Source organism: Paenibacillus pectinilyticus (genome assembly GCF_001700435.1).
Taxonomy (GTDB): Bacteria; Bacillota; Bacilli; order Paenibacillales; family NBRC-103111; genus Paenibacillus_E; species Paenibacillus_E pectinilyticus.
Genome location: NZ_LYPC01000011.1, coordinates 19,482 through 45,074, shown reverse-complemented (window position 1 = coordinate 45,074; position 25,593 = coordinate 19,482). Strand labels below are relative to the sequence as shown.

The following is a 25,593-nucleotide window of genomic DNA, read 5'->3' as shown; positions in this document are numbered from 1 at the left end:
GAACCTATCTTAAACGTTCAATGGCCGTGAAATCCTTCGCATACCACTCCGAATAATCATCTCCACGATGAGTAAATTCGGGATCCAGCAGAGCCAAGCGATAACGCCAAAGGTATCGTTCGTATCTGTAAGCCCCCAGAACACACCCGCCAGCGGCGTGTAGATGCGAAGGGAGATCGCCGCGCAGGAGAGCGCGTAATTACGCAGCATCCATTGACCATGCACGCGTGGATTGTGATCGATGATAATGCTTTTTAAACTGCGGCCAAGCGTATACAGCCACATGACGGATAAAGCTCCGAATCCAATCTGAGCACTCAGACCTCCACTGGCATAGCATGCCAAATACAAGCCTGTAAAACCAGCAGCCGTAATCATCATCGCATACACGTAGCCAATAGCGCGGTGGATGTTGGGTGAGCGGAGGCGAATCTTCTGAATAAATTGAAGCCAGCCAATCCCAAGTGCTAATCCAGCGGATATCGCATGAATCCACAGCACGGTGTACCACAGATCGGGCATGGAGCCTTTGGCCGTCACAAATTCTTGATCCTTCACACCATCGGGATTACCATAGAAAAATAGCGCGTAAGCTCCTATAACAACTGCCAGAAAAGCCATGATACCAAACAGCCAACTCCGTCGTCTTCTGCGGTTTCTCTTCACTTCGCATCCCTCACTATACTCGATTCTTCTTGATTCGATCATAGCATCTAGGGAGTTATTTTCAGAAGCGACTAGAGTCGGAAAGGGCGCCCCTCCTTAAGGCGGGGAACAAAGCTATACGCGTGATGTCAGAGTCAACTTACTTAAGCCAGCTCCAACTCCAAAACAACAGGGCAATGATCGCTCCCCAGGATATCGCAAGCAATGGATGCTTCAATAATCTTAGGGGCTAAGCGCTCCGATGCGAGGAAATAGTCGATACGCCATCCCACATTCCGCGCACGCACGCTGGGCATATTGGACCACCACGAGTACATATCGGTCCGCTCAGGATAAAGGTGACGGAACGTATCGATGAATCCAGCTGCTAGGAGATCCGTCATTTTGCCACGCTCCTCAAGGGTGAAGCCGGAGTTGTTGTGGTTGCCTTTGGCATTTTTTAAGTCAATCTCGTTATGGGCGACATTTAAATCACCGCAGACGAGAACAGGCTTAACTGCATCTAATCCCGCCAAATAGTCGCGAAACCGATCCTCCCACTCTAACCGATAGGGCAGTCTGGATAAATCACGTTTGGCATTCGGTGTGTACACCGTCACCAGGTAGAAATTCTCGAATTCCAAGGTTAAAATACGGCCCTCTGGCTCAGAATCTTCCTCGATCCCGTAACGGACAGATAGTGGCTCCACTTTTGAAAAAACAGCCGTACCCGAATATCCTTTTTTCTCCGCATAATTCCAATATTGCTTATATCCCTCGCCGAGGTCGAGGTCGATTTGACCCGCTTGCAGCTTTGTTTCCTGCAGACAGAAGAGGTCAGCGTCCACCTCTTTGAAATAATCGGTAAACCCTTTATTCACGCAGGCTCGCAAGCCGTTCACATTCCAAGATACGAGTTTCATTGTCGCGGTTCCCCTTACTCTCTGATCATGATTTTAACTTTCTCCAAATCAGTGTATCATATGTTCGGCTCTAGGGTCGTCCTAACCTAAGGAATCTTGCTGTTATTCTCGAAATACTTACACACGTCTGGTACACGCTCATCATGCAAACTTGTCGCAGCGTCCCGCCGCCCCATTACCTCATAGCTCCAACTTTACCCAACCACACTGTTTCCCGCCGCTGCCCGTTGGATAAATCCAGTAGAATTCTGTTTTTTCCTCCCCGAAATCAGCTTTGATTGGACATATCCAATCAAATTCATAAAACATGCCCAAATTCGCTTAATTTCAGGGGTCTCCACTGGATAAATCCAATCAAACAGCATTTTTAGAGCTCTAGACTTGGATTACATTGGATTTTTCCAATGGAAGATCGCGCACAATCCCGAGAAGGGAGGGGATGAGGCTCTCGGGGGATAACCTGTACAATAGCCACCATCGCGGTTTGTCCAGAAAAAGTCTGTTGTAAACAAGGAGCTATCCGCTGGAATTCCCCCTCACATGTGCATCATAAATGTTCAAACGAAACACCCTTCAACTCATAATAACGAACGTCCTCCCCGCGAACGACTGGCGTCAAGAAGCCCTTATCAACCAACGCCTGAAGCCGCTTGCGGGCAGTCCGAAAATCAACACCAAACTGATCGATAACATCCTTTGATCTCACACGGCTGCCTAGTTGCCAAGTTAGACGCAGCACTTCTTTTTCCATCATTGCAGTAAAACTCGTCGCCTCCTGCCGAATCATCCGTGGGCCGATTACCATGTGCAGCAGCATCCTGCATACGTCAGGTCGATGCTGGATATCATCGAAGGAGAAATGAACCATTTTCCACCCCATACCGGTTAGAAAGGTCTCTCGATTTAACGCATAGCTGAACTTCTCTCGATCCATATCTTTGACATGACTCTGAAATCCATCGCATTCGATCCCGAATCGCCCAAAAGGTGTCAGATAAGCGAAATCGATAAACTGGGATTTACGATTCCAATCATAAATCTCATACTCCGGATGGAGATGGTCAAAATGCTGGAACAATGGGTACCAGACTTGCTGCAGAAAAAGCTTTTCCGCATAGTTGTGCCCTCGTGCGAGTCGCCCTTTCCACTCACCACTTCGCAGAGCCATATGTTTCTCAATAAAAATGCTATGTGCCAATTCAAAATCCAAATCTCACAACCTCGCTTCTCCCCGGATAAAATAAAAAACGCCCTCTCGCCAAATTGGCAAAAGGACGTTCCTCGTCTCTAATCGAGTATATCAAATCCTCCATTATAAGAAAATACCGCACCTTCTCATCAAGATTATTGATTATATTTCCCTCTCACGAGATGGTATAATCCACTTATCCGAGTAAGTTCATAGGTTTAATTTCATGTGTGAAAGCGAGGGTTCCCCATGACCAAAATATATAATAATTTAACCGAGCTCATCGGCAATACGCCGCTGTTAGAGCTGTGGAATTTCAATAAAAGGCAAGAAATAGAGGCACGGATTGTCGCGAAATTAGAGTATTTCAACCCAGCAGGCAGCGTGAAGGATCGCATTGGCTACGCCATGCTGAAGGAAGCGGAGCGCACGGGCAAAATCAATGCAGATACCGTCATCATCGAGCCGACAAGCGGTAATACGGGGATCGGACTTGCTTTTGCAGCGGCTGCATTAGGCTACCGGTTGATTATCATTTTGCCGGATTCATTCAGCGCAGAGCGGAGGAAAATCGTAAAGGCACTAGGCGCAGAGCTGGTGCTCACACCGGCGGCTGAAGGGATGCAAGGGGCGATTCGAAAAGCGGAGGAACTAGCAGCTGCTTTCCCTAACTCGTACATCCCGCAGCAGTTCAGTAACCCAGCCAATCCCGACGTTCATCGGACGACAACGGCGGAGGAAATCTGGCGTGATACGGATGGGCGTGTTGATATATTTGTAGCTGGCGTGGGTTCCGGCGGAACCATTACGGGTGTCGGTGAAATCCTGAAAGAGCGCAACTCTGACGTTCAAATTGTGGCGGTTGAGCCTGCAGATTCCCCCGTACTATCAGGTGGTACACGTGGCGTGCACCAGATTCAGGGCATCGGCGCCGGCTTCGTGCCGGACAACTTCAACCGAGCGGTTGTGGATGAAATCCTCACCGTTAGCAATGAGGAGGCGATGGAGACGGCGCGCCAGTTAGCCAAAAGCGAAGGGCTGCTCGTCGGCATTTCCTCCGGGGCGGCTGCGTTTGCAGCGGTTCAACTAGCGAAGCGACCTGAGAATAAAGGGAAGACCATCGTTGTCATTTTGCCGGATACCGGAGAGCGGTATTTGTCGTCAGCTCTTTTTGCAGATACCGAATAACTAACATAGTGGAATCACATAGACCGTGAAGGGTAGCGAAAGCGCACCTTTCACGGTTTTTTGCATGCTGAAATTTAGCGAATACGCACACCTCAAAATACGACAATAAAATTCCTATTGAAAACAATTATCATTATCACTATAATAATAATGAAAATCATTATCAATTACATAGGGGGATTTTAACAATTATGAAACAGGCATCCGTCAAAATAGGTATGGCCGTACTTTTGCTGTCGTTGACAGCGGCATGTGGTCAAGGAACCAAAACCGAAACAACAGCAACACCTGCAGCTAGTGCTGTAGCGAAAGCGGCAGCAACGCCTGCAGCGACACCAGCACCAAGCGCAGCGCCGAAAGTAGCCATCGATGAAGCGAAAGCAACGGAGCTTCTGGCACAATTCAAAACGCAAAACCCTTCGAAAGTCGTAACTGTTTCCGTAGGTATTTCAGAAATTCTTAATGAGCTTGGCGTTATGCCGGTTGGTGTTCCAACAACAGCAAGTAAAATGCCTGCGGCTTATGCGAACATCACGAAAATTGGAACATCACACGCGCCAGATCTGGAGCAAATCGCTAAGCTAACGCCTGACGTTATTCTTGGGCCAGCTTCCATCAAAGATAGCTTAGAAAAACAGTTCGTTCCTGCGAAGCTGCCTACAGCTTACATTCCTGTTGATTCCCTAGACGAGTTGAAGCTGTCGACTGTCGTACTAGGCAGATTATTCAAGCAAGAAGCGAAAGCAACGGCTGTCATTGAGAAAACAACGACCGAAGAAGCGGCAGCACGTGAACTAGGCAAAGGTAAACCAGCACCGAAAGTACTTATCCTTTTCGGATCCGCAGAATCATTGATGTTTATGAACGAGAACACATTCACAGGAAGCTTGGTTAAACAACTGGGTGCGTCCAACGTGGTATCGGATGTGCTCAAACTGAAAGACGCTTATGTTCCGTTGAACATGGAAAGCATTGTAACGGCTAATCCAGATGCTATTTTGTTGGTAGCGCATGGCGACCCTGCAGCGGTAGCTAAGAAATTCGAAGAAGACTTGAAAAAGAACGGCGCTTGGGAGAAATTGAACGCATTCAAAAACGGTAAATTCAAATCACTGGATTATAACCTATACGGGATTGCATCTATCATTAACGCACCTGCAGCCTTCAAAGATCTAGGACAAGTTCTGTACAAATAATTCCGGGGGAATGCATTCGTGGTCGAGAAGCAGAAAAGAAAAGTCACTTACATAGGGATCGCATGTGTGCTGCTTCTCGTAGCTACCTTGCTTTCCATCGGCCTAGGCAGCGTCCGTATTTCACCAGTGGATACCATCATGACCGTGTTCGGTCATGGAGATGGCTCCAATCAAACGATTCTGTGGGATATTCGTATCCCCAGAGTTTTTCTTGCCTTAGTCATTGGATCCAATTTAGCAGCATCTGGTGCATTACTCCAAGCTGTTCTGCTAAATCCATTGGCTGATCCTGGACTAACGGGTGTATCGAGCGGCGCTGCAGTTGCTGTGCTGCTCATTATTCTTGTGTTTCCAAGTCTCTACGCCTTGGTGCCGCTAGCGGCCATTATTGGAGGCGGATTAGCCGCAATCATGGTTTACATGTGGGCATGGAGTAAGCGAACGGGGTTCGCCCCCATCAGGGTTATTTTGTCCGGGGTCGCCGTCAATGCGGTATTCGGAGGCGTCATCGGGCTTCTCTCTATTTTATATAGCGATAAGCTGCCTGCTGCACTGCAATGGTTGAACGGGAGCCTTTCGGGTAAAGGGATGGACGGTGTGCTTACCATTTTCCCTTATTCGATCATCGGGTGGATCGCTGCTTTACTCTGTATTCGTCAAGCGAACATCTTACGATTAGGCGAACAAGCTGCGCATAACTTAGGCCAGAACCTGACACGTATCCGTTTCATGCTCTCCTTCGTCGCTGTCTACTTAGCAGCAGTTTCTGTCTCTACGGTTGGGCTAGTTGGGTTCGTGGGACTGATCGTCCCGCACATCGCACGCATGCTGATCGGCTCCGATTATCGCGTTATGCTTCCGCTCAGTGTCGTGCTGGGCGCACTCATTCTGCTAATCGCAGACACGCTCGGACGAACGGTATTTGCACCATTAGAAATACCTTCTGGTATTGTGATGGCGATGGTTGGAGGTCCTTATTTCCTGTATCTCATGCGAAAGGGGGAAGCAAGCCGTGCTTGATGTACAGTCCTTAACAATTCGGTACGGAGAGAGAACGATTGTGGATGACTTCTCACTAGATGTGCAAGAGGGAGAAGTGGTATCGATTATCGGACCGAACGGTTCGGGAAAATCGACGATTCTCAAAGGGGTTTCACGACTCATTCCATGTGAAAGCGGGCGTGTCTGCATTGCGCAGCAAGAGCTGCAATCACTCAGTACGAAGCAGGTATCACGCATCATGTGTATGTTGTGTCAGTCGAACACAAGCCCTGCGGACATGACGATTGAAGAGCTTGTGGGCTATGGGCGGATGCCGCATAAGAAATGGTTCGAACGTTATAATGGGGAAGATTATGACATCATCAACTGGGCACTAGAGCAAACGGGGATGACCAGCTACAAGGATCGCCTCGTCAACTCCTTATCCGGCGGGGAAGCACAGCGTGCTTGGATTGCTATGGCGTTGGCACAGCGTCCGAAGGTGCTGCTTTTGGATGAGCCTACGACCTATCTAGACATTTCGCATCAACTGGATGTGCTGGAGCTTGTCCGCAAGCTAAATCAAGAATTGAACCTAACCGTGGTCATGGTGTTGCATGATCTGAATCATGCAAGCAGTTACAGCGACAACATTTGTGTGCTGAAGAATGGCAAGCGCCACAAGTATGGGAAGCCGCAAGATGTGTTCACAAGCGATCTGCTCCGAGAAGTTTACGATGTGGAATCAGATATTCAATACTCATCCAATGGTGCGGGACCCCGCATCCATATATTAAATAAAAGCAGGGGTGTATCCTAATGAAACAATTGGACCAAGAACTTAGCAAGTTACAGTACCTCAAATTCACAGACAGCTTGAAAACGGTCATGCTGAGCACGGTGGATGACAACGGTAAGCCTTTCGTATCGTATGCGCCTTTTGTGAAAAAGGATGGGAAACTGTACATCTTTATTAGTCGAATCGCCAATCATTTCCGCTACATGGAAGCGAATCCTTCGGTTGACGTGATGTTAATTGAAGATGAAGCTTCAACAGAGAATCTGTTTGCAAGACAACGTGCACGTTTCGTATGTAACGCCGTTAATGTTGGAAATGAAGACAAGGAAGATATTTTCGAGTTGTTCGGTGAGCGTTTTGGCAAGCCAATGATTAACGTTCTAAAAACACTCGACTTCTCGTTGTTTGAGCTTACGACATTAGAAGGCCGCTATGTAGCTGGCTTCGGTCAAGCGTTCGATATCGACTTAGCAGGGACGAAGTTTGATCATGTAGCTAGAGATGGTCACCAACCAGCGAAATCATCCTAATCGTATGCGAAGAAAGGACGTGTTACCACTATGAGTTTTGAAACTGTACTGCCCATCTGGAACGCGATTCAAGGCCGTTTTCATAAAACCGTGCAAAAGCTGCCAGAGGCTGATTTGACCCTCGAACTGGGTTCTGCTTCGATCGGATACATGCTTCGCCATAACGCTGAGGTCGAGTATATGTTTGCTGATTGGTTTTTTGGAGCAAAAATCCCGGAAGGGATCAAATTCTCAACCAGCGGTGGTCCTGGCGGTGCGAAAGCCAAGGCGACGTTCACGAATCTGCAGGAATTGGTCGACGATCTGACAGCATCAAACAACCACTTAATTGAAGCGATGCGTGCTCTGCATGAAGAGGCATGGACAGTGCCAGTCGAGTCACCAATGGGATCTTCAACACCACTGGAAGCGGTTGGAAGATTGATGTACCATACGGGCATTCATGCCGGACAGATTTCCTTGATTCAGAAGCATTTTACTGTGAAAGAAAGTGCTCACTAAACAGCTGTTATAGATGAAAAGAGACTATGGGGCTACCCATAGTCTCTTCTTAGTTGGGGCAGAAGCCCGGCGTCCGTGTGCAGATCAGCTTGGCGTATTTCGGATCGAGCTTCGCCAGCTCGTTGAAATAGCCGCTAACGGCATGGTTGCCTGCCAAGGAGCCTGTCGGAAAGTCTAGCTCAACGGCTTTTTTTACATGAATGTAGTGATAAAGCCCATCCGTGCGCGGTGATTTGTAAACAAGCGGCGGCAGTGCGGGAACCATGTCATTGCGATTATAGACGCGATAGTGAGGGCCTGTTTTACGATTAAATTGACTTGCAAATGTAGGATTACCGACTCGAGGTGAGCCGAACGTGTATACAGCAGGATCCTTGAACTTGGTGTTCGTCGCGAGGTCAGCCCCGCATAAGGTTGCGAGTGCGCCTCCCAAGCTATGCCCTGTCAGGTAGAGCTGTTTTTGAGGGGAAAGCTTGCTCATGGAAGCCAAGATTTGTTTGCGCGCAGACTGGTAAATATCTAGAAACCCTTGATGCACAAGGCCGCCCTCTTTGGCAAAAGGAAAATCAGTCTGTCTAGCAATGGCATCAGAAATCCAATCTGAAGCCGTCGAGGTCCCGCGAAAAGCAATCACAATTTGACTCTCCGATTCAGCGATAAAGCCAAACAATTCGCGCCCGCCAAAGGCGGAATTCGCCGTGAAGGATGAGACGATGCGATAACTAGGCGGCAAAATCACGCCTTCTGTACCCTGTTCTAATAGGGTATAGCTTTGACCGCACATCGCTGCGAGGCGAAGGGCAGTTCGTGTATCCATAGCATTACTGAACATGATTCCATGCCCCCACAGCCAGAATAAGATATACCTATTCATATGAAAATAATGGATACATGTCCTCCGACAACTGCCTATTTATGGCATGAATCAGGTATAATAGGCACAGAAAGGTGGAGAAGTCACATGTTAAAACGCTTTTTTTCGTACTATAGGCCCTACAAGCACTTATTTATTTTGGATTTCACATGCGCCGTGGTGGCTGGTTTGCTGGAGCTCGGGTTCCCGCTTGCCGTTAATCAGGTGATCGATAAATTGCTTCCTGCAGGAAATTGGACTTGGATTATTTGGGCGTGTGTAGGTTTGCTGGGTGTTTATGCGCTCAATACACTGCTGAACTTTATCGTTACGTACTGGGGACACAAGCTGGGGATTAATATTGAAACCGATATGCGCAAAAAGATGTTTAATCATCTTCAGAAGCTGAGCTTTCGGTTCTATGACAATAACAAGACAGGGCAGTTAATGTCGCGTATGGCCAACGATTTGCTTGAGATAGGTGAAGTCGCGCATCATGGTCCAGAGGATTTATTTATTGCTGTGATGACGCTGATTGGCGCCTTGCTGCTCATGATGCAGATTAACGTAAAGCTTGCCTTGCTAACGTTCGTCATTGTGCCTTTCTTGCTGTGGATTGCTGTGTATTTTAATCAGAAAATGACCAAAACGTTCCGTCGCATGATGGGCGATCTCGCAGATATTAATGCCAGAGTCGAAGATAATATCGGCGGAATCCGTGTGGTACAAGCTTTCGCGAATGAATCACATGAAAAGAAATTGTTCGAGGTGAACAATGGCAGGTTCCGACTAACGAAGCTTGCTTCCTATAAAATCATGGCGTGGAACATCTCCTTAAGCTACATTTTAATGCGTTCGGTGACCGTATTCGTTCTCATCTGCGGGACATGGTTTGTGATCGACAAGCAAATTTCGTATGGCGAGTTCATCGCCTTCGTTCTATTAACGAATGTATTCCTAGGACCGATTCAGAAAATCAACAACGTTATCGAGAGCTATCCGAAGGGGATTGCAGGTTTCAAACGGTATGTCGAAGTGATCGACACGGAACCTGATGTGGCGGACCGCCCTAATGCGATCAAGGTGGATCATCTCCATGGTCAAATCAAGTTCGACGCGGTGTCTTTTGGTTACGGGGACGAAGCCCGCGTGTTGAATAACATCTCCCTCTCCATCCGCGCGGGGGAAACGGTCGCTTTCGTCGGGCCTTCCGGCGCAGGCAAAACGACGATCTGTTCCTTGCTGCCGCGCTTCTACGACGTCAGCGAAGGCAGCATCGCCATTGACGGCCTCGATATCCGCAATATCGAGCTGGAATCGCTGCGCCGCCAAATCGGCATCGTGCAGCAGGATGTGTTCCTGTTCTCCGGCACGATGCGGGAGAACATTGCGTACGGCAAGCTGGGTGCGACGGATGCGGAGATCTGGGACGCTGCGCGGCGCGCGCAGCTGCAGGGGTATATCGAGTCCCAGCCAAAGGGACTCGATACGGTCATCGGAGAGCGCGGCGTCAAGCTCTCCGGGGGGCAGAAGCAGCGCCTCGCGATCGCGCGCATGTTCTTGAAGAATCCGCCGATTCTCATTTTAGATGAGGCGACATCGGCGCTGGATACCGAGACTGAAGCGGCGATCCAGCAGTCCTTGGCGGAGCTGTCGAAGGGCCGCACGACGCTCGTCATTGCGCACCGCCTCGCGACGATTAAGAACGCGGATCGCATCGTCGTTGTCACGGAGCAAGGGATTACTGAGCAAGGCGCGCATGAAGAACTTATCGCTGTGGGCGGTGTGTACAGCCGCTTGCACCAGGCGCAGTTTAGTTCTTAAGATTGGAAACTTTCACTTCCCAGTTCCTGTGGGAGGTGGGAGTTTTTTTCTTTTTGGCTGAATCTACTAGTCCTTCCCAAATCCTTCATGTTAAACTATGACCATATGAAACTATTTCACCAATGGTAAATAATGAATGGGGGAACACGGGTTGAAGTCGATAGGACGATGGCTGTTGCTAGGTGTCATTACGCTGATCGGTATCTTCTTGCTGAGTAATATCAGGCAGATGTTCTTGTCGGTTCAGCCGGATCAGATCAAGGTGACGGTCAATGCGAGCATAAGTATGCAGAAGCTTAGTGAGATGCTGCCTGGCAGTCGGATTTTGAATGAGAAAAATGGGCTGCTAGAAGTACCCTATGGCAAGTACTTTGAGTACCAAGGTACAGCGATGACGATTAAAGGGGTATTGCGATCCTCAGTCGTTCCGCTGGATGCTCCTATCATTTCGTGGCGTTATTATACGTATACGGTGAAAGCTCAGGTGAAGAATTTATTTCTGCGTGGTGACCTTGGCAAATACCGCGATCCGTATACGCGCAAAGAGGTAACGATCGCACACGCGATCCCGCAGATGCTGCTGAAAACCTGCACGTATTTCATACCTGGCTTAGTGCTTGCGATTATGCTCAGTACGCTAGTTGCTCTGTGGGCTTCCGTTACGAAGCGAATTGGCGCTGTATTGGATGGTATTCATGCTTTATTGGTTGGATTGCCGGATTTCTTCCTCATCGTGCTGATTCAATTGGGAGCCATATACGCTACGAAGTTCGTCGGCCACTATGTGCTGCTCATTGTTCAGGTGGGCAATCGAACACCGTTCCTCATTCCTTTTCTAACGATTGCGTTGATTCCATCCGTAACCATGTATGGAACTTTGCGTGTTGCGATCAAGCGTGAGCTAGGGCAGGACTATGTGGTAACCGCATTGGCCAAAGGGCTAACCCGGCGTGAGGTGCTCTTCTCCCATGTCCTGCGCAACGTGATGGAGGATATGCTGGCGATTTTACCTAAAGCGACGACGCTAGCGCTGGCAAGTATGGCGGTAGCTGAGGCGATTTGCGGAATCGGCGGGTTGGGGGGCTTTATTATTTTGCCTACCTATCAAGGGATTTCCTCCATGTCTTCGATTTGCGTGGTGCTTGGGTTGGTTGCGATGGCGTTTCATATCCTATATGCCTTGCTGCGTAAGCACTTTGTGGTTCGTACCGAGGAGGTCGCTGGAGTATGAGAAAACGCCCTTCTACCGCTTTTTATATTTCTATCGCTTTCTTAGCCGTGTTCCTGATCGTGATGGTGTTCGGTTCCTGGTTAAAGCCTCATGGCATTTCGCCCGAGGATAAAATCAACATGATCCAATACCAAGAAAACGGCAAAACCAGATACAGTATCCCACCTTACGTGCCGAATAGCACCTTTCTGCTGGGGACCGATCACCGGGGCTTCGACATGCTCAGCTTATTATTGAATGGGTTAAAATACACCCTAGGTACGGCGCTCGGCCTGACTCTGCTTCGTTTCGCATTTGCTCTGCCTTGGGGGTTATGGAGTGGAATGACCGGCAAAGGGCGAGGCTTACTCCGTTCCCTGCAGTGGGCAGTTGCATCGGTGCCGGCCTTTATTTTCCTCTATCCACCGCTAGCGGGTATGTATTATGGGCTCAGGCTCGATCTCGGGGCCAAAGCGGATCCGCACAGCAAGCTATTGTTCACAGTCACCTTCGTCATACTCATAACGCTGATTGGCGTGTTTCCGCTAGCTCACCAGATTGCAGATCGGACACGCTATTATAGTGGCAAAATGTTCATCGAAGCCTCCCGCCTCATGGGCGGTTCGTTCTGGCACCGGACGCTTCGGCATATCGTCCCTTCAATGAGAAATGAAATGTCCTTCATTTTTCTAAGTGAATTCATGCAGGTGCTCTTCCTGCTCGGGCAGCTCGCCGTGTTCAATATCGTGCTCGGCGGCACGGAGACCATTGGCGACGAGGAAGCAGGCTTCAAGATCACGATCAGCACTTCCGGCGAATGGTTGTCGCTGATTGCCTACGGCTCGCGTTACATTCGATTGCATCCGTGGATTATTCTCAGTGCGGGCACCAGCTTTGCGCTGTTGTTCCTCTCTTTGCAGTTTTTCTTAAGTCAGCTCAAACGCCGATATGGCGAGGAGCGGCAGCTCATGTAGCTCTAATGAAAGTCGAGTATTCATCCGATGGATGGGGCTCGGCTTTTTTGTGTTGGGGGGAGAGGTTTGTGGCAGGGCGAGAGCGCGGGCGAAGGTAGAGACGTAGATGTAAACGTAGATGTAGAAGTAGATGTAGATGTAGATGTAGATGTAGATGTAGATGTAGGCACAACCTCAGCCCCAGTATCAGACACAAATCTAGATACAGATGTAGACGCACTTTCGAACCACGAACTGAACCTCAACCCCAATCGGAACCCGAACCCGAACTCGAACCTGAACCTGAACCTGAACCTGAACCTGAACCTGAACCTGAACCTGAACCTGAACCTGAACCTGAACCTGAACCTGAACCTGAACCTGAACCTGAACCTGAACCTGAACCTGAACCTGAACCTGAACCTGAACCTGAACCTGAACCTGAACCTGAACCTGAACCTGAACCTGAACCTGAACCTGAACCTGAACCTGAACCTGAACCTGAACCTGAACCTGAACCTGAACCTGAACCTGAACCTGAACCTGAACCTGAACCTGAACCTGAACCTGAACCTGAACCTGAACCTGAACCTGAACCTGAACCTGAACCTGAACCTGAACCTGAACCTGAACCTGAACCTGAACCTGAACCTGAACCTGAACCTGAACCTGAACCTGAACCTGAACCTGAACCTGAACCTGAACCTGAACCTGAACCTGAACCTGAACCTGAACCTGAACCTGAACCTGAACCTGAACCTGAACCTGAACCTGAACCTGAACCTGAACCTGAACCTGAACCTGAACCTGAACCTGAACCTGAACCTGAACCTGAACCTGAACCTGAACCTGAACCTGAACCTGAACCTGAACCTGAACCTGAACCTGAACCTGAACCTGAACCTGAACCTGAACCTGAACCTGAACCTGAACCTGAACCTGAACCTGAACCTGAACCTGAACCTGAACCTGAACCTGAACCTGAACCTGAACCTGAACCTGAACCTGAACCTGAACCTGAACCTGAACCTGAACCTGAACCTGAACCTGAACCTGAACCTGAACCTGAACCTGAACCTGAACCTGAACCTGAACCTGAACCTGAACCTGAACCTGAACCTGAACCTGAACCTGAACCTGAACCTGAACCTGAACCTGAACCTGAACCTGAACCTGAACCTGAACCTGAACCTGAACCTGAACCTGAACCTGAACCTGAACCCCAACCCCGTACCAGCCCACAGCCCCCAGACCACAGAAGCCAGAAACCAGAAACCAGAAACCAGAAACCAGAAACCAGAAACAAAAACCCTGGTATGAGCACGACACAGGCACAGCCACTTGCAGCATCACTAAATAACTGGAAAAGCTCCAGTTATTTATGCCATTTTGGAATGGAAAATACGAATAGATGGATATTATGTAGCTAATTTCAGAGGTTTTGTTCTTTTTTCGGAAATATTGACGAATTACCTACATGTTTTCCAGTTATTTTACTTTTTCGAAGATAAATCGTAGATTTAGATGGATGTTTTCCATTTATTATGGAGAGAGAACGCACGGCAGACAGGCGAGTGGGCAAATAATCAGTAATCGATGGTTCTTGGAAGCTAACTTACACAAGGACCTTTCAAAACTAGCTACTTTTACAAACCATCCAACCAAAGTCCATCTACCTGCAAGCCACCATCGCACCAACCAGAGTCCATCTACCAGCAAGCCACCATCCCACCCAACCAGAGTCCATCTACCAGCAAGCCACCATCCCACCCAACCAGAGTCCATCTACCAGCAAGCCACCATCCTACCCCGCCAAACCCACCATATCTTCCCCCACTCACTCGCTCTATCGCTTTTTCAACGTGCAGCGAATCTCACTTTTCAAACCATATAATAAATGTTACAATGGTACAAATTATATGTCATTAATTCTAGGGGGTTATCCACCATGGAAGACAAACAAGACAAAACCAAACGGCTTTCCGTCTATTTGCCAGAGAAAGTAAAAGCGGAGCTAGAACGGATGGCTGATGACACTGGCTTGTCGATGACGCAGCTGATCGTGATGGCGACGCAGGGATTGCTCGCGAATTATTCGGCGCAAGGCGGGGCGATTTTCGCGGATTTATTGTCGGCGAGGCATCGGATTTTCGAAGAGGTGAAGGAAAAGCAGGTCCTTTTAGAAGTAGAGAAACAGAATATGCAAGCCTACTACGGCGCACGAGCCGAGGAGTATGAACGCATCTATCACCGGGAGGACGCAGAATATCAACAGGAGCTGGCATTGCTGTCCGACATCATCAAAAGGCAAGTCGATGGACGCCGGGTACTGGAGATTGCTTGCGGGACAGGTTATTGGTCACAAATTGCTGCGGAAGCGGCCACCCAACTTGTTGGCGTGGATATTCGCCCCGAAGTGCTGCATATTGCGGAGTCGAAGCCGTGGCCGAAGGGGAATGCTACTTTTATTGAAGGAGACGCGTACGAGCTACCTGAGATCGGAGGTGAATTTGACTACGGACTGGCTAACTTTTGGTTCTCGCATATTCCACGGAATCGAATCGATAGCTTTCTGCAAGGCTTCCACGAACGACTAGGCAGCGGTGCGCAAGTATTTATCGCAGATAATGTGTATGTACCTGGAAGGGGCGGCGAGCTCATTACACTAGAAGATAGTGAAGATACATACAAAAGACGGGAGCTCGCCGACGGCTCCAAGCATGAGATCCTGAAGAATTATTTTAGCTATGACGAGTTAACTGATATTTTCAAGCCGATTTCGCAGCATTTGCGTATTTTCGTAGGCGGCAGCTTCTGGTATGTTTGCTATACGGTGAAATAAAATTCTATCCACGCCTAGGAGGCCAAAACGATGAGTGTAACGTTCCATACCAAGGTTATGAAAGCCCAGAATAAGAAGGCTACGGGTATCGTCATCCCCGAAGAAGTCATGACCGCTCTCGCAGGAGGCAAAAAGCCAAGCGTATCCGTATCCCTGAACGGGTACACATATAGCACGACCATTGGTGTGATGGGAGGCGAGTACCTCATCCCGCTTAGTGAAGCCCATAGAAAAGCTTCCGGCTTGAATGCCGAGGACCCTGTCGAGGTGACTTTGGCTCTGGACCTAGCACCGCGAACGGTGGAAGTCCCGGCTGATCTGCAATCCGCTTTGTCCGAACAAGACGGCGCCGTTCAGAAGTTTGAAGCGCTCGCCTTCTCGAAGCGCAAAGAATTCGTCCGACAAGTCGAGGACGCCAAGACACAAGATACGAGGCTCCGCCGCATTGCGAATATCGTCACGCAAATGGGCGAGGCGTAGCACCTTTCATTTTCATTTTCAATTTCATTTACATTTACATTATCATTTACTAGCTCATCCAGCCAATTTCCAACCCGCAGTCCTCAGCCTAGTGCCCAGATGTAAATTTCAACCCAAGCACGCCAACCAAGATCAACACCATGAACAAGATCCGGACCAAACTGATCGGTTCATCGAGAAAAAGCGTGCCAATGATAATCGCGCCAACTGCGCCAATACCGGTCCAGGCCGCGTAGGCCGTGCCGATCGGGAGCGTTTTGGTCGCGGTAGCTAAGAAGAAAAAGCTAACGATCATTCCGAGAACTGTAACGATCGAAGGGACTAGCCGTGTGAATCCATGAGAAAATTTCAATGAGATCGCCCAGACGACTTCGAAAACACCCGCAATAACTAAATACAACCAGGCCATGCTGAATCACTCCTTTATCGGCGGAAGCAGGCCACGCACACAGAGAAAAGCCCGAGAGTATGATCGCATTAAGCGATAGACTCCCGGGCTTTTCTCCCTCCGTGACCACAGCGTATCCGCTGTGTGTTTTCTCTCGGACCAGCCGGCATCCTGCACCGCGGAACCCTAGAAAACAACTTGCCGTAATTATAGAACAGCTAACATGGTGTGTCAAGTTACAGATGTTGGTTTAAGGCTGATTATGCGTCTCCAAGGCTCTTCCCTAAGCCTGATCCTCCGACTTGATGCATCGCCTTAATCCTCCAACGCGATCCCGTTCAATGCCACATGCGCGCGAAACATATCCATGCCGTCCGGCTGTTCGTTCTCCGGTACCCACGTTTCGGGTTCCCATATTTTCGACAGCTTGAGGGCGCGGCTGCAATGCACGAAGCATTCTTGCACTTCGACACCAACCGCGGCGATCGGCGGCTTGCCGTTCAGCTTCATCGTGGCGAGAAGCTCTTCATCCTTCGTCACATAAGCGCGGCCATTGACGCGAAGTACCATGTCGACGCCGGGAATGATGAACAAGAGGCCTACTTGTGGGTTCGTTAGCAGATTTTGCAGCGAGTCCAGTCGGCGGTTGCCGAGTCTTTCCGGGTAGACGAACCGGCGTTCATCCAACACATGAACGAAGCCGGCGCCATCCCCGCGGGGAGAGAGGTCGCAGAGCCCTTCCGCATTGGATGTGGACACATAGAATAAAGGAGATTTGGCAATGAAAGCACGGGCGTGCTCGTCAATGTGATTGATGACTTTGTGTAGAACGGCAGGGTGGGCCTCCCCGATATCGGCTCTAATCTCATCAATTGAGTGAATAATACCTGGAAACGGGGGGACTGTGCTGCTTGTGCTGTCTTTTATGATATCCATACGTTCTGATCCTTCCCCAAGCCTGCGGGCTTCTATGGTTTTTTACATTAAAATCGTTCATACAACTAGTATACGCGTATCTTCCCGTTCAATGAATGAAGCCCTCCAAGCTGCTCATACGAGCAAAGCTTGCAGGGCTTCATTCACGGTGCCGAGAACATTACTTGGATTCAGCAGTTAGTTGATTGTAGATATCATCCCACAGAACTCGTCTGGCTGATACGTACCGCTTCGCGTAGTAGGATTCGCTCAACTTATTCTTAACAACACCTTGATTCGTAGCGGAGTGAACGAATTCACCATCTCCAAGGTACATACCTACATGAGAAACGCCGCTGCCATCTGTGTTGAAAAATACGAGATCGCCCTTACGAAGATCACTTTTGTCAATCCAGTAGCCTTCTTGGTTTTGTGCTTTGGAGCTGTGCGGGATGTCGATGCCGAACTCGGAGAATAGGTAGGACGTGAAACCAGAGCAATCGAAGCCTTTGGTCGTTGTTCCTGCCCATTTGTAGGGAGTACCTACAAGCTCGTCTACCTCGTTATCCATCGTGGACGATGCGAAAACGCTTCCTACACTCGCACTCAAAAACAAAACAAGACTAAATACAAGAACAACAATCTTCTTCAACTGCTTGTCTCCTTCCGGTGCCTACGAGGTTAGCTGGAGGGTTCGGTTGAAGGTTCCCTATGATCCCTGTCTTGCAAGATCAATTCACCCGGAGTGGTTCCCCCGTTTCCCCATAAACTGAGGAATTCGGCATGAAATATTTGGTTTTTTGATGCTAGTCCAAATAATTCGTCATAAACAATGAAATTCCTCTTTTTGTATGCAAAATAGGCTAAAAATATGTGGAATTGTTCGGGAAATAGACAAAAAAAAGCCCCTTTCTCTAAGAGAAGGGGAGAATGCCTACGTATTCACGAATTTGCTGGATATTAATTGGATATTTTAGCTGAAAGTAACTGATATTGGGAGGAGATGCCCCAGATTTGGATGAAAATATGGAAGATCGGGTACAGCTGATAAATGATTAGCGCTACCAGACCTGCCCATACGTAGGTCGCCGTGACAGTGACCCCTGCCAATAGTCCTGCAAAGAGTAAAAGAGTGAGGGCAAGTCCGATAATGGGCAGTGAATAGCGAAAGAAAGATAGAACGGTTGAGAGAATACCTAGTTTGGCTGCGATCGCAAATTGCACATACATGAACAACAGCTGCAAGAGAAAACCGTAAATCAATACACTGAGTATCCAAGGCAGGAGCGAAGTTGCGACCTGCTCATAGGAGGAGCTGTGGCCTAAAATATATTTGGCTTTGGGAACCAACCAGATCAAGGGCAGCAGACTCAGTGCGATGCGGATGAGGTACACAAGCAGGAAAGGAAGCATCAGCTTCTTCATCCCTCGAAAGAAGCGATAGCCAGCATTCTGATGGGCATGCGTGAGTGAATAATAGACTCCGCCATTCAGCAGGGGGGTCAGCAGCATGCGCGTGCATAGTAGAGCTGCGAGCCATCCCAAATAGGGATAGCTGAGATCGGTTTTGAGTAACTGAAACTGTCCTTCTGCTAGAAAAATCTGCAAAGCTTGCTTAGGCTGCTCAGCGCCAGGGAAACGATGCATGAGGGGGACGAGTATGCCTTGTATAAACTTATACAGGAGAACACCCCAACCCATCTGATACAGGAACAGAATAATCGTGGCAAAAGGCTGCTGCAGAGCGGCCCTGAAGCCGGATTTGATATAGGTGGCCAACGAAGTCCCTCCTTCAAGTTTTCTTTAGAAAACTGGCATCGTAAGCATACGCTCAGAGTTTGTCATACGACGTGAGTCAAGTCCTTACCAGGCAACCCAACCGAATAGGGCTTGCAGGATTTGCACAATGCCGAGATTCCATCGAATTTGCCACTTCGTATTTAATTGCGTTTGATAGAAATTGTTGATGTGCTTATTCTCAAGCACGAGTGTGTATTTCGGATCAATGCGCACCCAATCGACGGGAGAGGCATTCGTTAATTTGAATTCGATGCTGCTTTCCTTCCCATCCCACGTTTTGTCCAACGTAGAGCCATCTGCGAAATGAAATTGAATAGGTACTTCCGGTGAGTTGCCGCCACGTTTTGCGATGACGATGGTGTTTTCGTAGGTCTCGGAGCCTTTGTTCCCTTGTGGTTGGACATGTACGCTCTCAACGGAATAATCCATCATCATATCCCCGTATACATATTGATTAAAGAAATCATTCCAGTTCGTTTTGCTGACATCTTCAACAACCTGCTGGAAATCCTTCGTCGCTGGATGCTTAAACTGCCAACGCTCGAAATACGTTTTCATAATACCGTCCATCATTTTGGTACCTACTTGTGTTTCAATGGCTTTCAAAACAAGCTTGCCGCGCGTGTACACATTTTCCGCGTATTGATCGTGTCCTGTGTAAGCCCATGCATCTTTCTTCAACGCATTCGGTGAGGTGATATAACTAGATTCCACGGGTAAATTGGGCTTTTCTCCGTATTCGGCTTCCATCACTTTGTCTTCCGCATAGGAGGTGAAGCCCTCATCCAACCAAGCTTCTTCGAACTCATTGCTGGCTACGAGTCCATAGAAGAATTGATGACCAATTTCATGGACGACCACGCGTTCGAGCTCTAAATCAGGGTCTTTGTCGCTGGCACCCCAAGCGGTGACCAAAGTCGGATATTCCATACCGCCAGCGCCGTTACCGCCATCAGGAGGAACGACAATGGAAAGTGTGGAGTAGGGATACGTTCCGTACCATTGACTGTAGCGTGCGAGCGCTTTTTTGGCGGCATACATGTAGCGATCCTTCAAATCCTGATGGTTGGGATCGAGGTACAGCTTAATCTTGACCCCAGGAACTTGCGGAGCGGAGAAGGGCTCTTCCACATAGACGAAATGAGGTGACGCTGACCATGCGAAGTCATGAACATCCTCGGCGTAAAATTGGTACGTCTTCGTACCCTTGTCCGTCACAGCAGGCTTCACGGGGAAACCCGTTGCGGCCACTATGTAGTTGGCGGGTACTTGAATCTTCACATCGTACAACCCGAAGTCCGCATAGAACTCGGAATTGCCGTGGTATTGATGAAGATCCCAGCCAGGCTCTGTCCGTCCTCTTGTCCCTTTGCGTTCGTAGGCGGCAACCTTCGGAAACCATTGTCCTGCCATGACGAAGTCATTCACATAGCCCATACGAGCGAAGGCTGCAGGCAGTTTTACGAGGAACTCCGTTTTGATGGTTACGCGTTCTCCTGAGCCTACCGGTTTTGGCAACGGGATTTTGAGCAGCGTATGGTCGTCCTTATTCCCGTCATCAGGCTGCACGAACATCATACGTTTAGTAAGGTCTACACCGTCATCGGTCTTTACAGACAATAAATCCATATGGCCGCTGCTATCAGCTGTAGCTTCATCCTCGCGCAGCTTTCCGCCGGATTCACGCATGAAAGTCGTTTTCTTGGATTCGAACGCATTCGGATAAAGATGAAGATAAATTTCTTGTACAGGAACGGATCCTGGATTTTCCCACGTGAGCGTTTGTTGCCCTTGGAGCTGCTGCGTTTCTGGTGTGTAGGCAACGTTCATGTGATATTCGGCAATACGGTAGCTAAGTGGTGTGGAGGCTTCTACCGGTTTACCGGTATCAGCAGGCTGCATGTCCGGTGTCTGCGCAGGAGGTTCAACTTTAGAGACAACAGGAGCCGTCCCTCTCGGTGCGGAGGGGAGTAAGGTGTTCGTTAGTAACACAGCGCCGGCAGCAAGAAGCATGACGGCAAACCACTGTACCTTGCGGCTTTTGAATAGAACATTCATGAGATTCACCCCGCCTAAACAAGCATCTACAGCATGTATATGTAGACAACCTAGGGAATATTTCTGCGGGATGAAAAGAAATCTTAGAATGGGCATGGTGAGCCGTCGCCCCTTGTTCTACAGGAAGACTTTCGCTACAATGAAAGCATGTCGTCATTTTAACCAATGTAGAGTGGAAGGTGCCCTTATGGAAGCGGATAAGAAGAAGCTAGCCTTAAATATAGTAAGCTCGAAAGTGAATCACAAAGGCTTCGGCGCAGGAGCCATTGATCTTAGTAACGTCTCCGGTATCATTATTGATGGGGATGAAGCATATTTGGATGAAGGGACACTTCATGCGAAGAGTAAAATTGAGAAGGGCATTAAGTTCTCTACGAACAAAGAGGATGTCCCGAATGGCCGTAAGGCTTGGATCGTCTGGGTAGCCGTTGATCGTACAGAAGAAGGTTCCTATTACGCGGGAATGTCTGCTTGTGAGATGTTAATTGACACGGAAGCTCGTCGCGGATGGAAGATTCTTGCTGAGCATGTGAACAAAATGGACGGTGCCATGAAGCGCAAATTCATCTTTGATGGTTTGTCGGAAAGTGAGCGCACGGCCCTTCGTAATCAACTGATTGCCCACAACGAAGACTGGTGGAATCGCTCGGATCAGAGCCTAAAGGACGCCCTCTCCTAAGCTTTCTAAAGCAAATATGGAGAATATGAACATTATGTGTCATCCATTGTTACGAAATGTCGAAGCGGGTATACTAGACCCTAGTGTATGTTACCTCATATACTAGGACAGCAAAAAGGCAGACTAAGACGCGCTTAGTTCTGCCTTTTTGTGTTTTCTTGCAACAATGATTTAATCGTTCCACCAGCGCTTGAGATCGTTCCACCAAGACCCAGTATTGGCTTTGCCTGCATCTTTTTGCCCATCGGTCGTGGCAGGATTCGAAGGCCGATCCGTACAATAAGTCGTGGGTTCTGTGCCTGTCAGGAAAGCCTCCATTTTTGAGTTAGGACAGTCCTGGTTGGATAATTTGCCGCTGACAGGATCGATATAGACCGTACTTACGCCTTCGGGAATCGGGAACAGCTTCGGCGGAATCGCATCCAAGGTCTGTTCGGTAAAATCGGCAAAGATCGGCGACGCCAGATGAGATTCAACTGTGGAGATGTCGCGGTCCTTGTCATAGCCCACCCAGACAGCAGTAGCAAGCTCCGGCGTGAAGCCAACAAGCCATGCGTCCGTGTCAGTTGTGCCCGTTTTACCCGCAATCGGCCGCTTAATGGTACTGGCGACACGATTACCCGTTCCACCCTCTTCGAATACACTTTCCATTAAATCCGTCATGACATAGGCAACAGCTGGCGGAATCACTTGCTCTTCTTTTGGCTTTGCTTCATATAAGATAGCACCATTGGCATCTTCAATCCGTAGAATTGCCGTCGTATCGCGATGGATCCCCTGATTCGCTATAGAAGCGAAGGCAGAGGCCATTTCCAGAGGACTGACAGGGAATGCCCCAAGAGCTAGGGATGGCAGGGGCTTCATCGGTGAAGCTACGCCCAATTTGCGGGCCAAATCAATGACTTTCTGTGGGCCTACTGCTAATACGGTATGCACCGCATAGATGTTGTCTGACTTCGAAATGGCCTGACGCATATCAATATTGGCATTCGTATACTGATCATTGAAGTTTCGCGGCGTATATTGCTGCCGTCCATCGTCGTACGTAAACACGGTAGGTTCACTTTTCACCATTGTGACAGGGGTAAAACCATTCTGTAAGGCAACCATATAGACGAAGGGTTTAAAAGAAGACCCCGGCTGTCTCGTATTGGAAAGAGCGCGGTTGAATTGATTCTCCGTGTAGTCACGTCCACCGACCATGGCTTTGATCTCCCCGGTTCGCGGGTCGATCGCTACCAACGCTGCCTGCAGATCAGTCTTGCCTTCAAGCTGCTTCGTCACGGCATTCTCCGCTATTTGCTGAGCATTCATATCCAGCGTGGTGTATACGCGAATACCGCCTTCGTCGAACTGTTCATCGGTGATGCCGAGCTTTTCCGTCGCGAGGTTACGTACATAATCCCGGAAATAGGGCGCTGCTGAAGGTTTTTTCTTCGAAAGAGGCTGAATCGTCAGCTTCTCCTTGCCTGCGGCGTCAGCGGCGCTTTGGGTAATGAAGCCGCTGTTCACCATCGTCTGGAGGACGATCTTTTGGCGATCCATCGCATTTTTCAGATCATAATAGGGTGAATAATACCGCGGTCCTTTCGGAACACCAGCGACCATTGCGCTCTCCGCTAGGGTGAGTTCACTAGCATGCTTGCCGAAGAAAAGCTCAGATGCCGTCTCAATGCCATAGGTCGAATGACCATAATAGATTTGGTTCAAATAATCCGTGAGAATTTCATCTTTGCTCAGCTGCATTTCCATTTGAACAGCGTACACGGTTTCTTTAATTTTACGGGTCCAGGTGCGGTCATGATTTAAATATAAATTCCGAGCTAATTGCTGGGTAATGGTACCTGCCCCTTGGACCTTGGCCATCGCTTGAACATTCACAATCGCCGCACGGGCCACCGCCTTCAAATCGACACCGAAATGCTCGTAGAAATGCTGATCCTCTACAGCTAGCGTGGCTTTAATGAGATAAGGTGATATTTCGTTCAAAGGAACAACCTGCCGATTCTGGCCGGAATAGAAAGTGTCAATGACCTCGCCATGTGCATCGTACATCTGAGAGGTTTGCAGCATTTTAGTGACAGGAAGCGTTTGGGAGCGCAAATATACAAGAAAGACGGCTGTTGCAATGAGCAAGAGAAGTCCGCAGGTGAAGAAGAAAGAAAAGGTCTTCTTAATTCGCCTCATCCATCTCATGGAAGCTGGAACTTCATTTTTCATCTTGGCTTGCTGCGACCCTGAGGTCTGTTGGCGTGGCTTCGCATTTTCATTTCCATTTTCGTTCTCGGACATGCTTCATGCCTCCCTTCTCCGTGCCCAATGGCGCTACTATCCAGTATGGAAAAGCATGGCAGTCCGTATTCAACGAATTGTAAATATTTTTTATTAATTGGGCAAAAAAGTGAGGAAAATATTGCATTTTGAGGGTAATGAACTATAATACAATTTGTGCGTGTGAAGGGCCTGGGAAAACCAGCGCAATCCCGTATGACTTTTCCAACTGGTGGAACACTGTTAGAGATAACGAATGTCAGGAATTATTCATCCAAATAGAGAAGCGAAAGAAGGGTTATACATGGAATTATGGTACACAGAGAAACAAACCGACAGCTTCGGTATTACAGCGAAAGTAACGGAAACTTACGTTAGAGAGCAAACGGATTTCCAAGATCTATCCATGATTGAAACCGAAGAGTGGGGCACAATGCTTACGCTTGACGGCATGGTCATGACAACAGTGAGAGACGAGTTCGTCTACCATGAAATGGTTGCCCACCCAGCACTTGTGACTCATCCGAACCCAGAGTTCGTGTTAGTTGTAGGCGGCGGCGATGGCGGTGTAATTCGTGAAATTATGAAACACCCGAAAGTGAAAAAAGCTGTTCTTGTTGATATCGATGGCAAAGTTATCGAGTACTCCAAGAAATACCTGCCAACAATTGCTGGCGAATTGGACAACCCGCGCGTTGAAGTGATCGTTAACGATGGCTACATGCACATTCACGATCACAAAAACACCTACGATGTCATCATGGTCGATTCCACAGAGCCAGTAGGCCCAGCGGTTGAGTTGTTCTCCAAAGGCTTCTACCAAGGTATCTTCGATGCATTGAAAGAAGACGGCATCTTCGTTGCCCAAACGGACAACCCATGGTTCAAAGCGGATTTGATCCAAACGGTGAATCGCGACGTGAAAGAGATCTTCCCGATCGTTCGTGTATACAGTGCTAACATCCCGACCTACCCAAGTGGTCTTTGGACATTCACAATGGGCAGCAAAAAGCATGATCCGCTTCAAGTAGAAGAATCAGCAATTCCAGAATTCGAAACCAAGTACTACACACCGCGTCTGCACAAAGCAGCGTTCGTGTTGCCTAAATTTGTTGAAGATTTGATTAAATAAGCTGCAGATCCTGATGATGGGTCTGTCTAGGAGAGGTGGCCGATTCGTCGGTCCCTCTTTTTGTTTGTCACCCATCCGCCGTACATTCTCACGTTTTCTTACTGACATTTTTGACGAAAAGGAACGACGATCCACTATTCAAGGCATTTTAGCGGTCACCATGTCTTACAATTGACCCTATCAGATTTCAAACACTGCCATACAGTTGTCAGTAAGACTTAGCTATACTTATAAAC

Annotated in this window: 24 protein-coding genes and 2 riboswitches; of the genes, 14 read left to right on the top strand and 10 right to left on the bottom strand. The window is 48.6% G+C overall.

Going from position 1 to position 25,593, the window contains the following annotated elements; all coding sequences use genetic code 11:
• Positions 1–9 precede the first annotated feature (9 nt).
• The 3 genes from A8709_RS04085 to A8709_RS04075 form a co-directional block, all read right to left on the bottom strand.
• A complete protein-coding gene (locus tag A8709_RS04085) occupies positions 10–621 on the bottom strand; it encodes a DUF2306 domain-containing protein (RefSeq protein ID WP_167356996.1) in 612 nt (203 codons plus the stop codon).
• 188 nt (positions 622–809) lie between these two features.
• Complete coding sequence (locus A8709_RS04080; RefSeq protein ID WP_065850919.1) at positions 810–1,568, bottom strand: exodeoxyribonuclease III; 759 nt, start codon at positions 1,566–1,568, stop codon at positions 810–812.
• A 547-nt stretch (positions 1,569–2,115) separates the two neighbouring features.
• Positions 2,116–2,778 carry a hypothetical protein gene (locus tag A8709_RS04075; RefSeq protein ID WP_065850918.1) on the bottom strand — a complete coding sequence of 221 codons (663 nt, stop codon included), beginning with the start codon at positions 2,776–2,778 and terminating at the stop codon, positions 2,116–2,118.
• A gap of 228 nt (positions 2,779–3,006) precedes the next feature.
• Between A8709_RS04075 and cysK the strand changes: the two genes are divergently transcribed.
• The 6 genes from cysK (at position 3,007) to A8709_RS04045 (ending at position 7,952) form a co-directional block, all read left to right on the top strand.
• On the top strand, positions 3,007–3,945 hold the full coding sequence (cysK, locus tag A8709_RS04070; protein WP_065850917.1) for a cysteine synthase A: 939 nt from the start codon (positions 3,007–3,009) through the stop codon (positions 3,943–3,945).
• Positions 3,946–4,136: 191 nt separating this feature from the next.
• Complete coding sequence (locus A8709_RS04065) at positions 4,137–5,141, top strand: ABC transporter substrate-binding protein (protein ID WP_065850916.1); 1,005 nt, start codon at positions 4,137–4,139, stop codon at positions 5,139–5,141.
• 18 nt (positions 5,142–5,159) lie between these two features.
• Positions 5,160–6,161 (top strand): FecCD family ABC transporter permease, encoded by a 1,002-nt coding sequence (locus A8709_RS04060; protein ID WP_065850915.1) that lies wholly within the window; start codon positions 5,160–5,162, stop codon positions 6,159–6,161.
• The gene (locus tag A8709_RS04055) at positions 6,154–6,942 is read left to right on the top strand and encodes an ABC transporter ATP-binding protein (RefSeq protein ID WP_065850914.1); all 789 of its coding nucleotides are present in this window, start codon (positions 6,154–6,156) and stop codon (positions 6,940–6,942) included. Before A8709_RS04060 ends, A8709_RS04055 begins: the two co-directional genes overlap by 8 nt.
• The gene (locus A8709_RS04050) at positions 6,942–7,451 is read left to right on the top strand and encodes a HugZ family pyridoxamine 5'-phosphate oxidase (protein ID WP_065850913.1); all 510 of its coding nucleotides are present in this window, start codon (positions 6,942–6,944) and stop codon (positions 7,449–7,451) included. The genes A8709_RS04055 and A8709_RS04050 overlap by 1 nt, the downstream gene beginning before the upstream one ends.
• A gap of 30 nt (positions 7,452–7,481) precedes the next feature.
• Positions 7,482–7,952 carry a DinB family protein gene (locus A8709_RS04045; RefSeq protein ID WP_065850912.1) on the top strand — a complete coding sequence of 157 codons (471 nt, stop codon included), beginning with the start codon at positions 7,482–7,484 and terminating at the stop codon, positions 7,950–7,952.
• 49 nt (positions 7,953–8,001) lie between these two features.
• On the opposite strand, the gene A8709_RS04040 is transcribed toward A8709_RS04045, so the two are convergent.
• Positions 8,002–8,784 carry a lipase family protein gene (locus tag A8709_RS04040; RefSeq protein ID WP_065850911.1) on the bottom strand — a complete coding sequence of 261 codons (783 nt, stop codon included), beginning with the start codon at positions 8,782–8,784 and terminating at the stop codon, positions 8,002–8,004.
• Positions 8,785–8,913: 129 nt separating this feature from the next.
• Between A8709_RS04040 and A8709_RS04035 the strand changes: the two genes are divergently transcribed.
• From A8709_RS04035 to A8709_RS04010, 6 genes are all read left to right on the top strand, one after another.
• Entirely contained in the window at positions 8,914–10,629 is a 1,716-nt protein-coding gene (locus tag A8709_RS04035; protein ID WP_065850910.1) for an ABC transporter ATP-binding protein, read from the top strand.
• Positions 10,630–10,780: 151 nt separating this feature from the next.
• On the top strand, positions 10,781–11,860 hold the full coding sequence (locus A8709_RS04030; protein ID WP_065850909.1) for an ABC transporter permease subunit: 1,080 nt from the start codon (positions 10,781–10,783) through the stop codon (positions 11,858–11,860).
• Positions 11,857–12,813 (top strand): ABC transporter permease subunit, encoded by a 957-nt coding sequence (locus tag A8709_RS04025; protein ID WP_065850908.1) that lies wholly within the window; start codon positions 11,857–11,859, stop codon positions 12,811–12,813. The genes A8709_RS04030 and A8709_RS04025 overlap by 4 nt, the downstream gene beginning before the upstream one ends.
• A gap of 66 nt (positions 12,814–12,879) precedes the next feature.
• Positions 12,880–14,112, top strand: a complete 1,233-nt coding sequence (locus A8709_RS33975) for a hypothetical protein (RefSeq protein ID WP_208607634.1) — start codon at positions 12,880–12,882, stop codon at positions 14,110–14,112.
• A gap of 628 nt (positions 14,113–14,740) precedes the next feature.
• Complete coding sequence (locus A8709_RS04015; protein WP_167357009.1) at positions 14,741–15,634, top strand: methyltransferase domain-containing protein; 894 nt, start codon at positions 14,741–14,743, stop codon at positions 15,632–15,634.
• Positions 15,635–15,664: 30 nt separating this feature from the next.
• Positions 15,665–16,114: a YdeI/OmpD-associated family protein gene (locus tag A8709_RS04010; protein ID WP_065850906.1), complete on the top strand. Its 450-nt coding sequence runs from the start codon at positions 15,665–15,667 to the stop codon at positions 16,112–16,114.
• A gap of 88 nt (positions 16,115–16,202) precedes the next feature.
• Here the strand turns inward: A8709_RS04010 and sugE are convergent, their stop codons facing one another.
• From sugE to A8709_RS03985, 5 genes are all read right to left on the bottom strand, one after another.
• The gene (gene sugE, locus A8709_RS04005; protein WP_065850905.1) at positions 16,203–16,523 is read right to left on the bottom strand and encodes a quaternary ammonium compound efflux SMR transporter SugE; all 321 of its coding nucleotides are present in this window, start codon (positions 16,521–16,523) and stop codon (positions 16,203–16,205) included.
• Between the two features lie 78 nt (positions 16,524–16,601).
• A riboswitch (guanidine-I (ykkC/yxkD leader) is annotated at positions 16,602–16,703 on the bottom strand.
• A gap of 114 nt (positions 16,704–16,817) precedes the next feature.
• Positions 16,818–17,438 carry an MSMEG_1061 family FMN-dependent PPOX-type flavoprotein gene (locus A8709_RS04000; RefSeq protein WP_065850904.1) on the bottom strand — a complete coding sequence of 207 codons (621 nt, stop codon included), beginning with the start codon at positions 17,436–17,438 and terminating at the stop codon, positions 16,818–16,820.
• A 160-nt stretch (positions 17,439–17,598) separates the two neighbouring features.
• Positions 17,599–18,069, bottom strand: a complete 471-nt coding sequence (locus A8709_RS03995) for a C40 family peptidase (protein ID WP_065850903.1) — start codon at positions 18,067–18,069, stop codon at positions 17,599–17,601.
• Between the two features lie 3 nt (positions 18,070–18,072).
• Positions 18,073–18,211: riboswitch (cyclic di-AMP (ydaO/yuaA leader) on the bottom strand.
• Between the two features lie 166 nt (positions 18,212–18,377).
• Positions 18,378–19,196 (bottom strand): hypothetical protein, encoded by an 819-nt coding sequence (locus tag A8709_RS03990; protein ID WP_065850902.1) that lies wholly within the window; start codon positions 19,194–19,196, stop codon positions 18,378–18,380.
• An 84-nt stretch (positions 19,197–19,280) separates the two neighbouring features.
• Entirely contained in the window at positions 19,281–21,275 is a 1,995-nt protein-coding gene (locus A8709_RS03985) for a M1 family metallopeptidase (RefSeq protein ID WP_065850901.1), read from the bottom strand.
• Positions 21,276–21,414: 139 nt separating this feature from the next.
• On the opposite strand from A8709_RS03985, the gene A8709_RS03980 reads away from it, so the two are divergent.
• Positions 21,415–21,954 carry a YwhD family protein gene (locus A8709_RS03980; RefSeq protein WP_425262306.1) on the top strand — a complete coding sequence of 180 codons (540 nt, stop codon included), beginning with the start codon at positions 21,415–21,417 and terminating at the stop codon, positions 21,952–21,954.
• Between the two features lie 171 nt (positions 21,955–22,125).
• On the opposite strand, the gene A8709_RS03975 is transcribed toward A8709_RS03980, so the two are convergent.
• Entirely contained in the window at positions 22,126–24,246 is a 2,121-nt protein-coding gene (locus A8709_RS03975) for a transglycosylase domain-containing protein (RefSeq protein WP_065850899.1), read from the bottom strand.
• Positions 24,247–24,529: 283 nt separating this feature from the next.
• Here A8709_RS03975 and speE point away from each other — a divergent pair, with 283 nt between their 5' ends.
• Positions 24,530–25,357 (top strand): polyamine aminopropyltransferase, encoded by an 828-nt coding sequence (gene speE, locus A8709_RS03970; protein ID WP_065851233.1) that lies wholly within the window; start codon positions 24,530–24,532, stop codon positions 25,355–25,357.
• The last annotated feature ends 236 nt before the right edge of the window (positions 25,358–25,593 follow it).

Bases quoted from the DNA above. Each gene is read 5' to 3' on its own strand.
- A8709_RS04085 (WP_167356996.1), bottom strand. From the start codon at position 621: ATGGCTTTTCTGGCAGTTGTTATAGGAGCTTACGCGCTATTTTTCTAT.
- A8709_RS04080 (WP_065850919.1), bottom strand. From the start codon at position 1,568: ATGAAACTCGTATCTTGGAATGTGAACGGCTTGCGAGCCTGCGTGAAT.
- cysK (WP_065850917.1), top strand. From the start codon at position 3,007: ATGACCAAAATATATAATAATTTAACCGAGCTCATCGGCAATACGCCG.
- A8709_RS04065 (WP_065850916.1), top strand. From the start codon at position 4,137: ATGAAACAGGCATCCGTCAAAATAGGTATGGCCGTACTTTTGCTGTCG.
- A8709_RS04050 (WP_065850913.1), top strand. From the start codon at position 6,942: ATGAAACAATTGGACCAAGAACTTAGCAAGTTACAGTACCTCAAATTC.
- A8709_RS04045 (WP_065850912.1), top strand. From the start codon at position 7,482: ATGAGTTTTGAAACTGTACTGCCCATCTGGAACGCGATTCAAGGCCGT.
- A8709_RS04040 (WP_065850911.1), bottom strand. From the start codon at position 8,784: ATGTTCAGTAATGCTATGGATACACGAACTGCCCTTCGCCTCGCAGCG.
- A8709_RS04035 (WP_065850910.1), top strand. From the start codon at position 8,914: ATGTTAAAACGCTTTTTTTCGTACTATAGGCCCTACAAGCACTTATTT.
- A8709_RS04025 (WP_065850908.1), top strand. From the start codon at position 11,857: ATGAGAAAACGCCCTTCTACCGCTTTTTATATTTCTATCGCTTTCTTA.
- A8709_RS04015 (WP_167357009.1), top strand. From the start codon at position 14,741: ATGGAAGACAAACAAGACAAAACCAAACGGCTTTCCGTCTATTTGCCA.
- A8709_RS04010 (WP_065850906.1), top strand. From the start codon at position 15,665: ATGAGTGTAACGTTCCATACCAAGGTTATGAAAGCCCAGAATAAGAAG.
- sugE (WP_065850905.1), bottom strand. From the start codon at position 16,523: ATGGCCTGGTTGTATTTAGTTATTGCGGGTGTTTTCGAAGTCGTCTGG.
- A8709_RS04000 (WP_065850904.1), bottom strand. From the start codon at position 17,438: ATGGATATCATAAAAGACAGCACAAGCAGCACAGTCCCCCCGTTTCCA.
- A8709_RS03985 (WP_065850901.1), bottom strand. From the start codon at position 21,275: ATGAATGTTCTATTCAAAAGCCGCAAGGTACAGTGGTTTGCCGTCATG.
- A8709_RS03980 (WP_425262306.1), top strand. From the start codon at position 21,415: ATGAAAGCATGTCGTCATTTTAACCAATGTAGAGTGGAAGGTGCCCTT.
- A8709_RS03975 (WP_065850899.1), bottom strand. From the start codon at position 24,246: ATGTCCGAGAACGAAAATGGAAATGAAAATGCGAAGCCACGCCAACAG.
- speE (WP_065851233.1), top strand. From the start codon at position 24,530: ATGGAATTATGGTACACAGAGAAACAAACCGACAGCTTCGGTATTACA.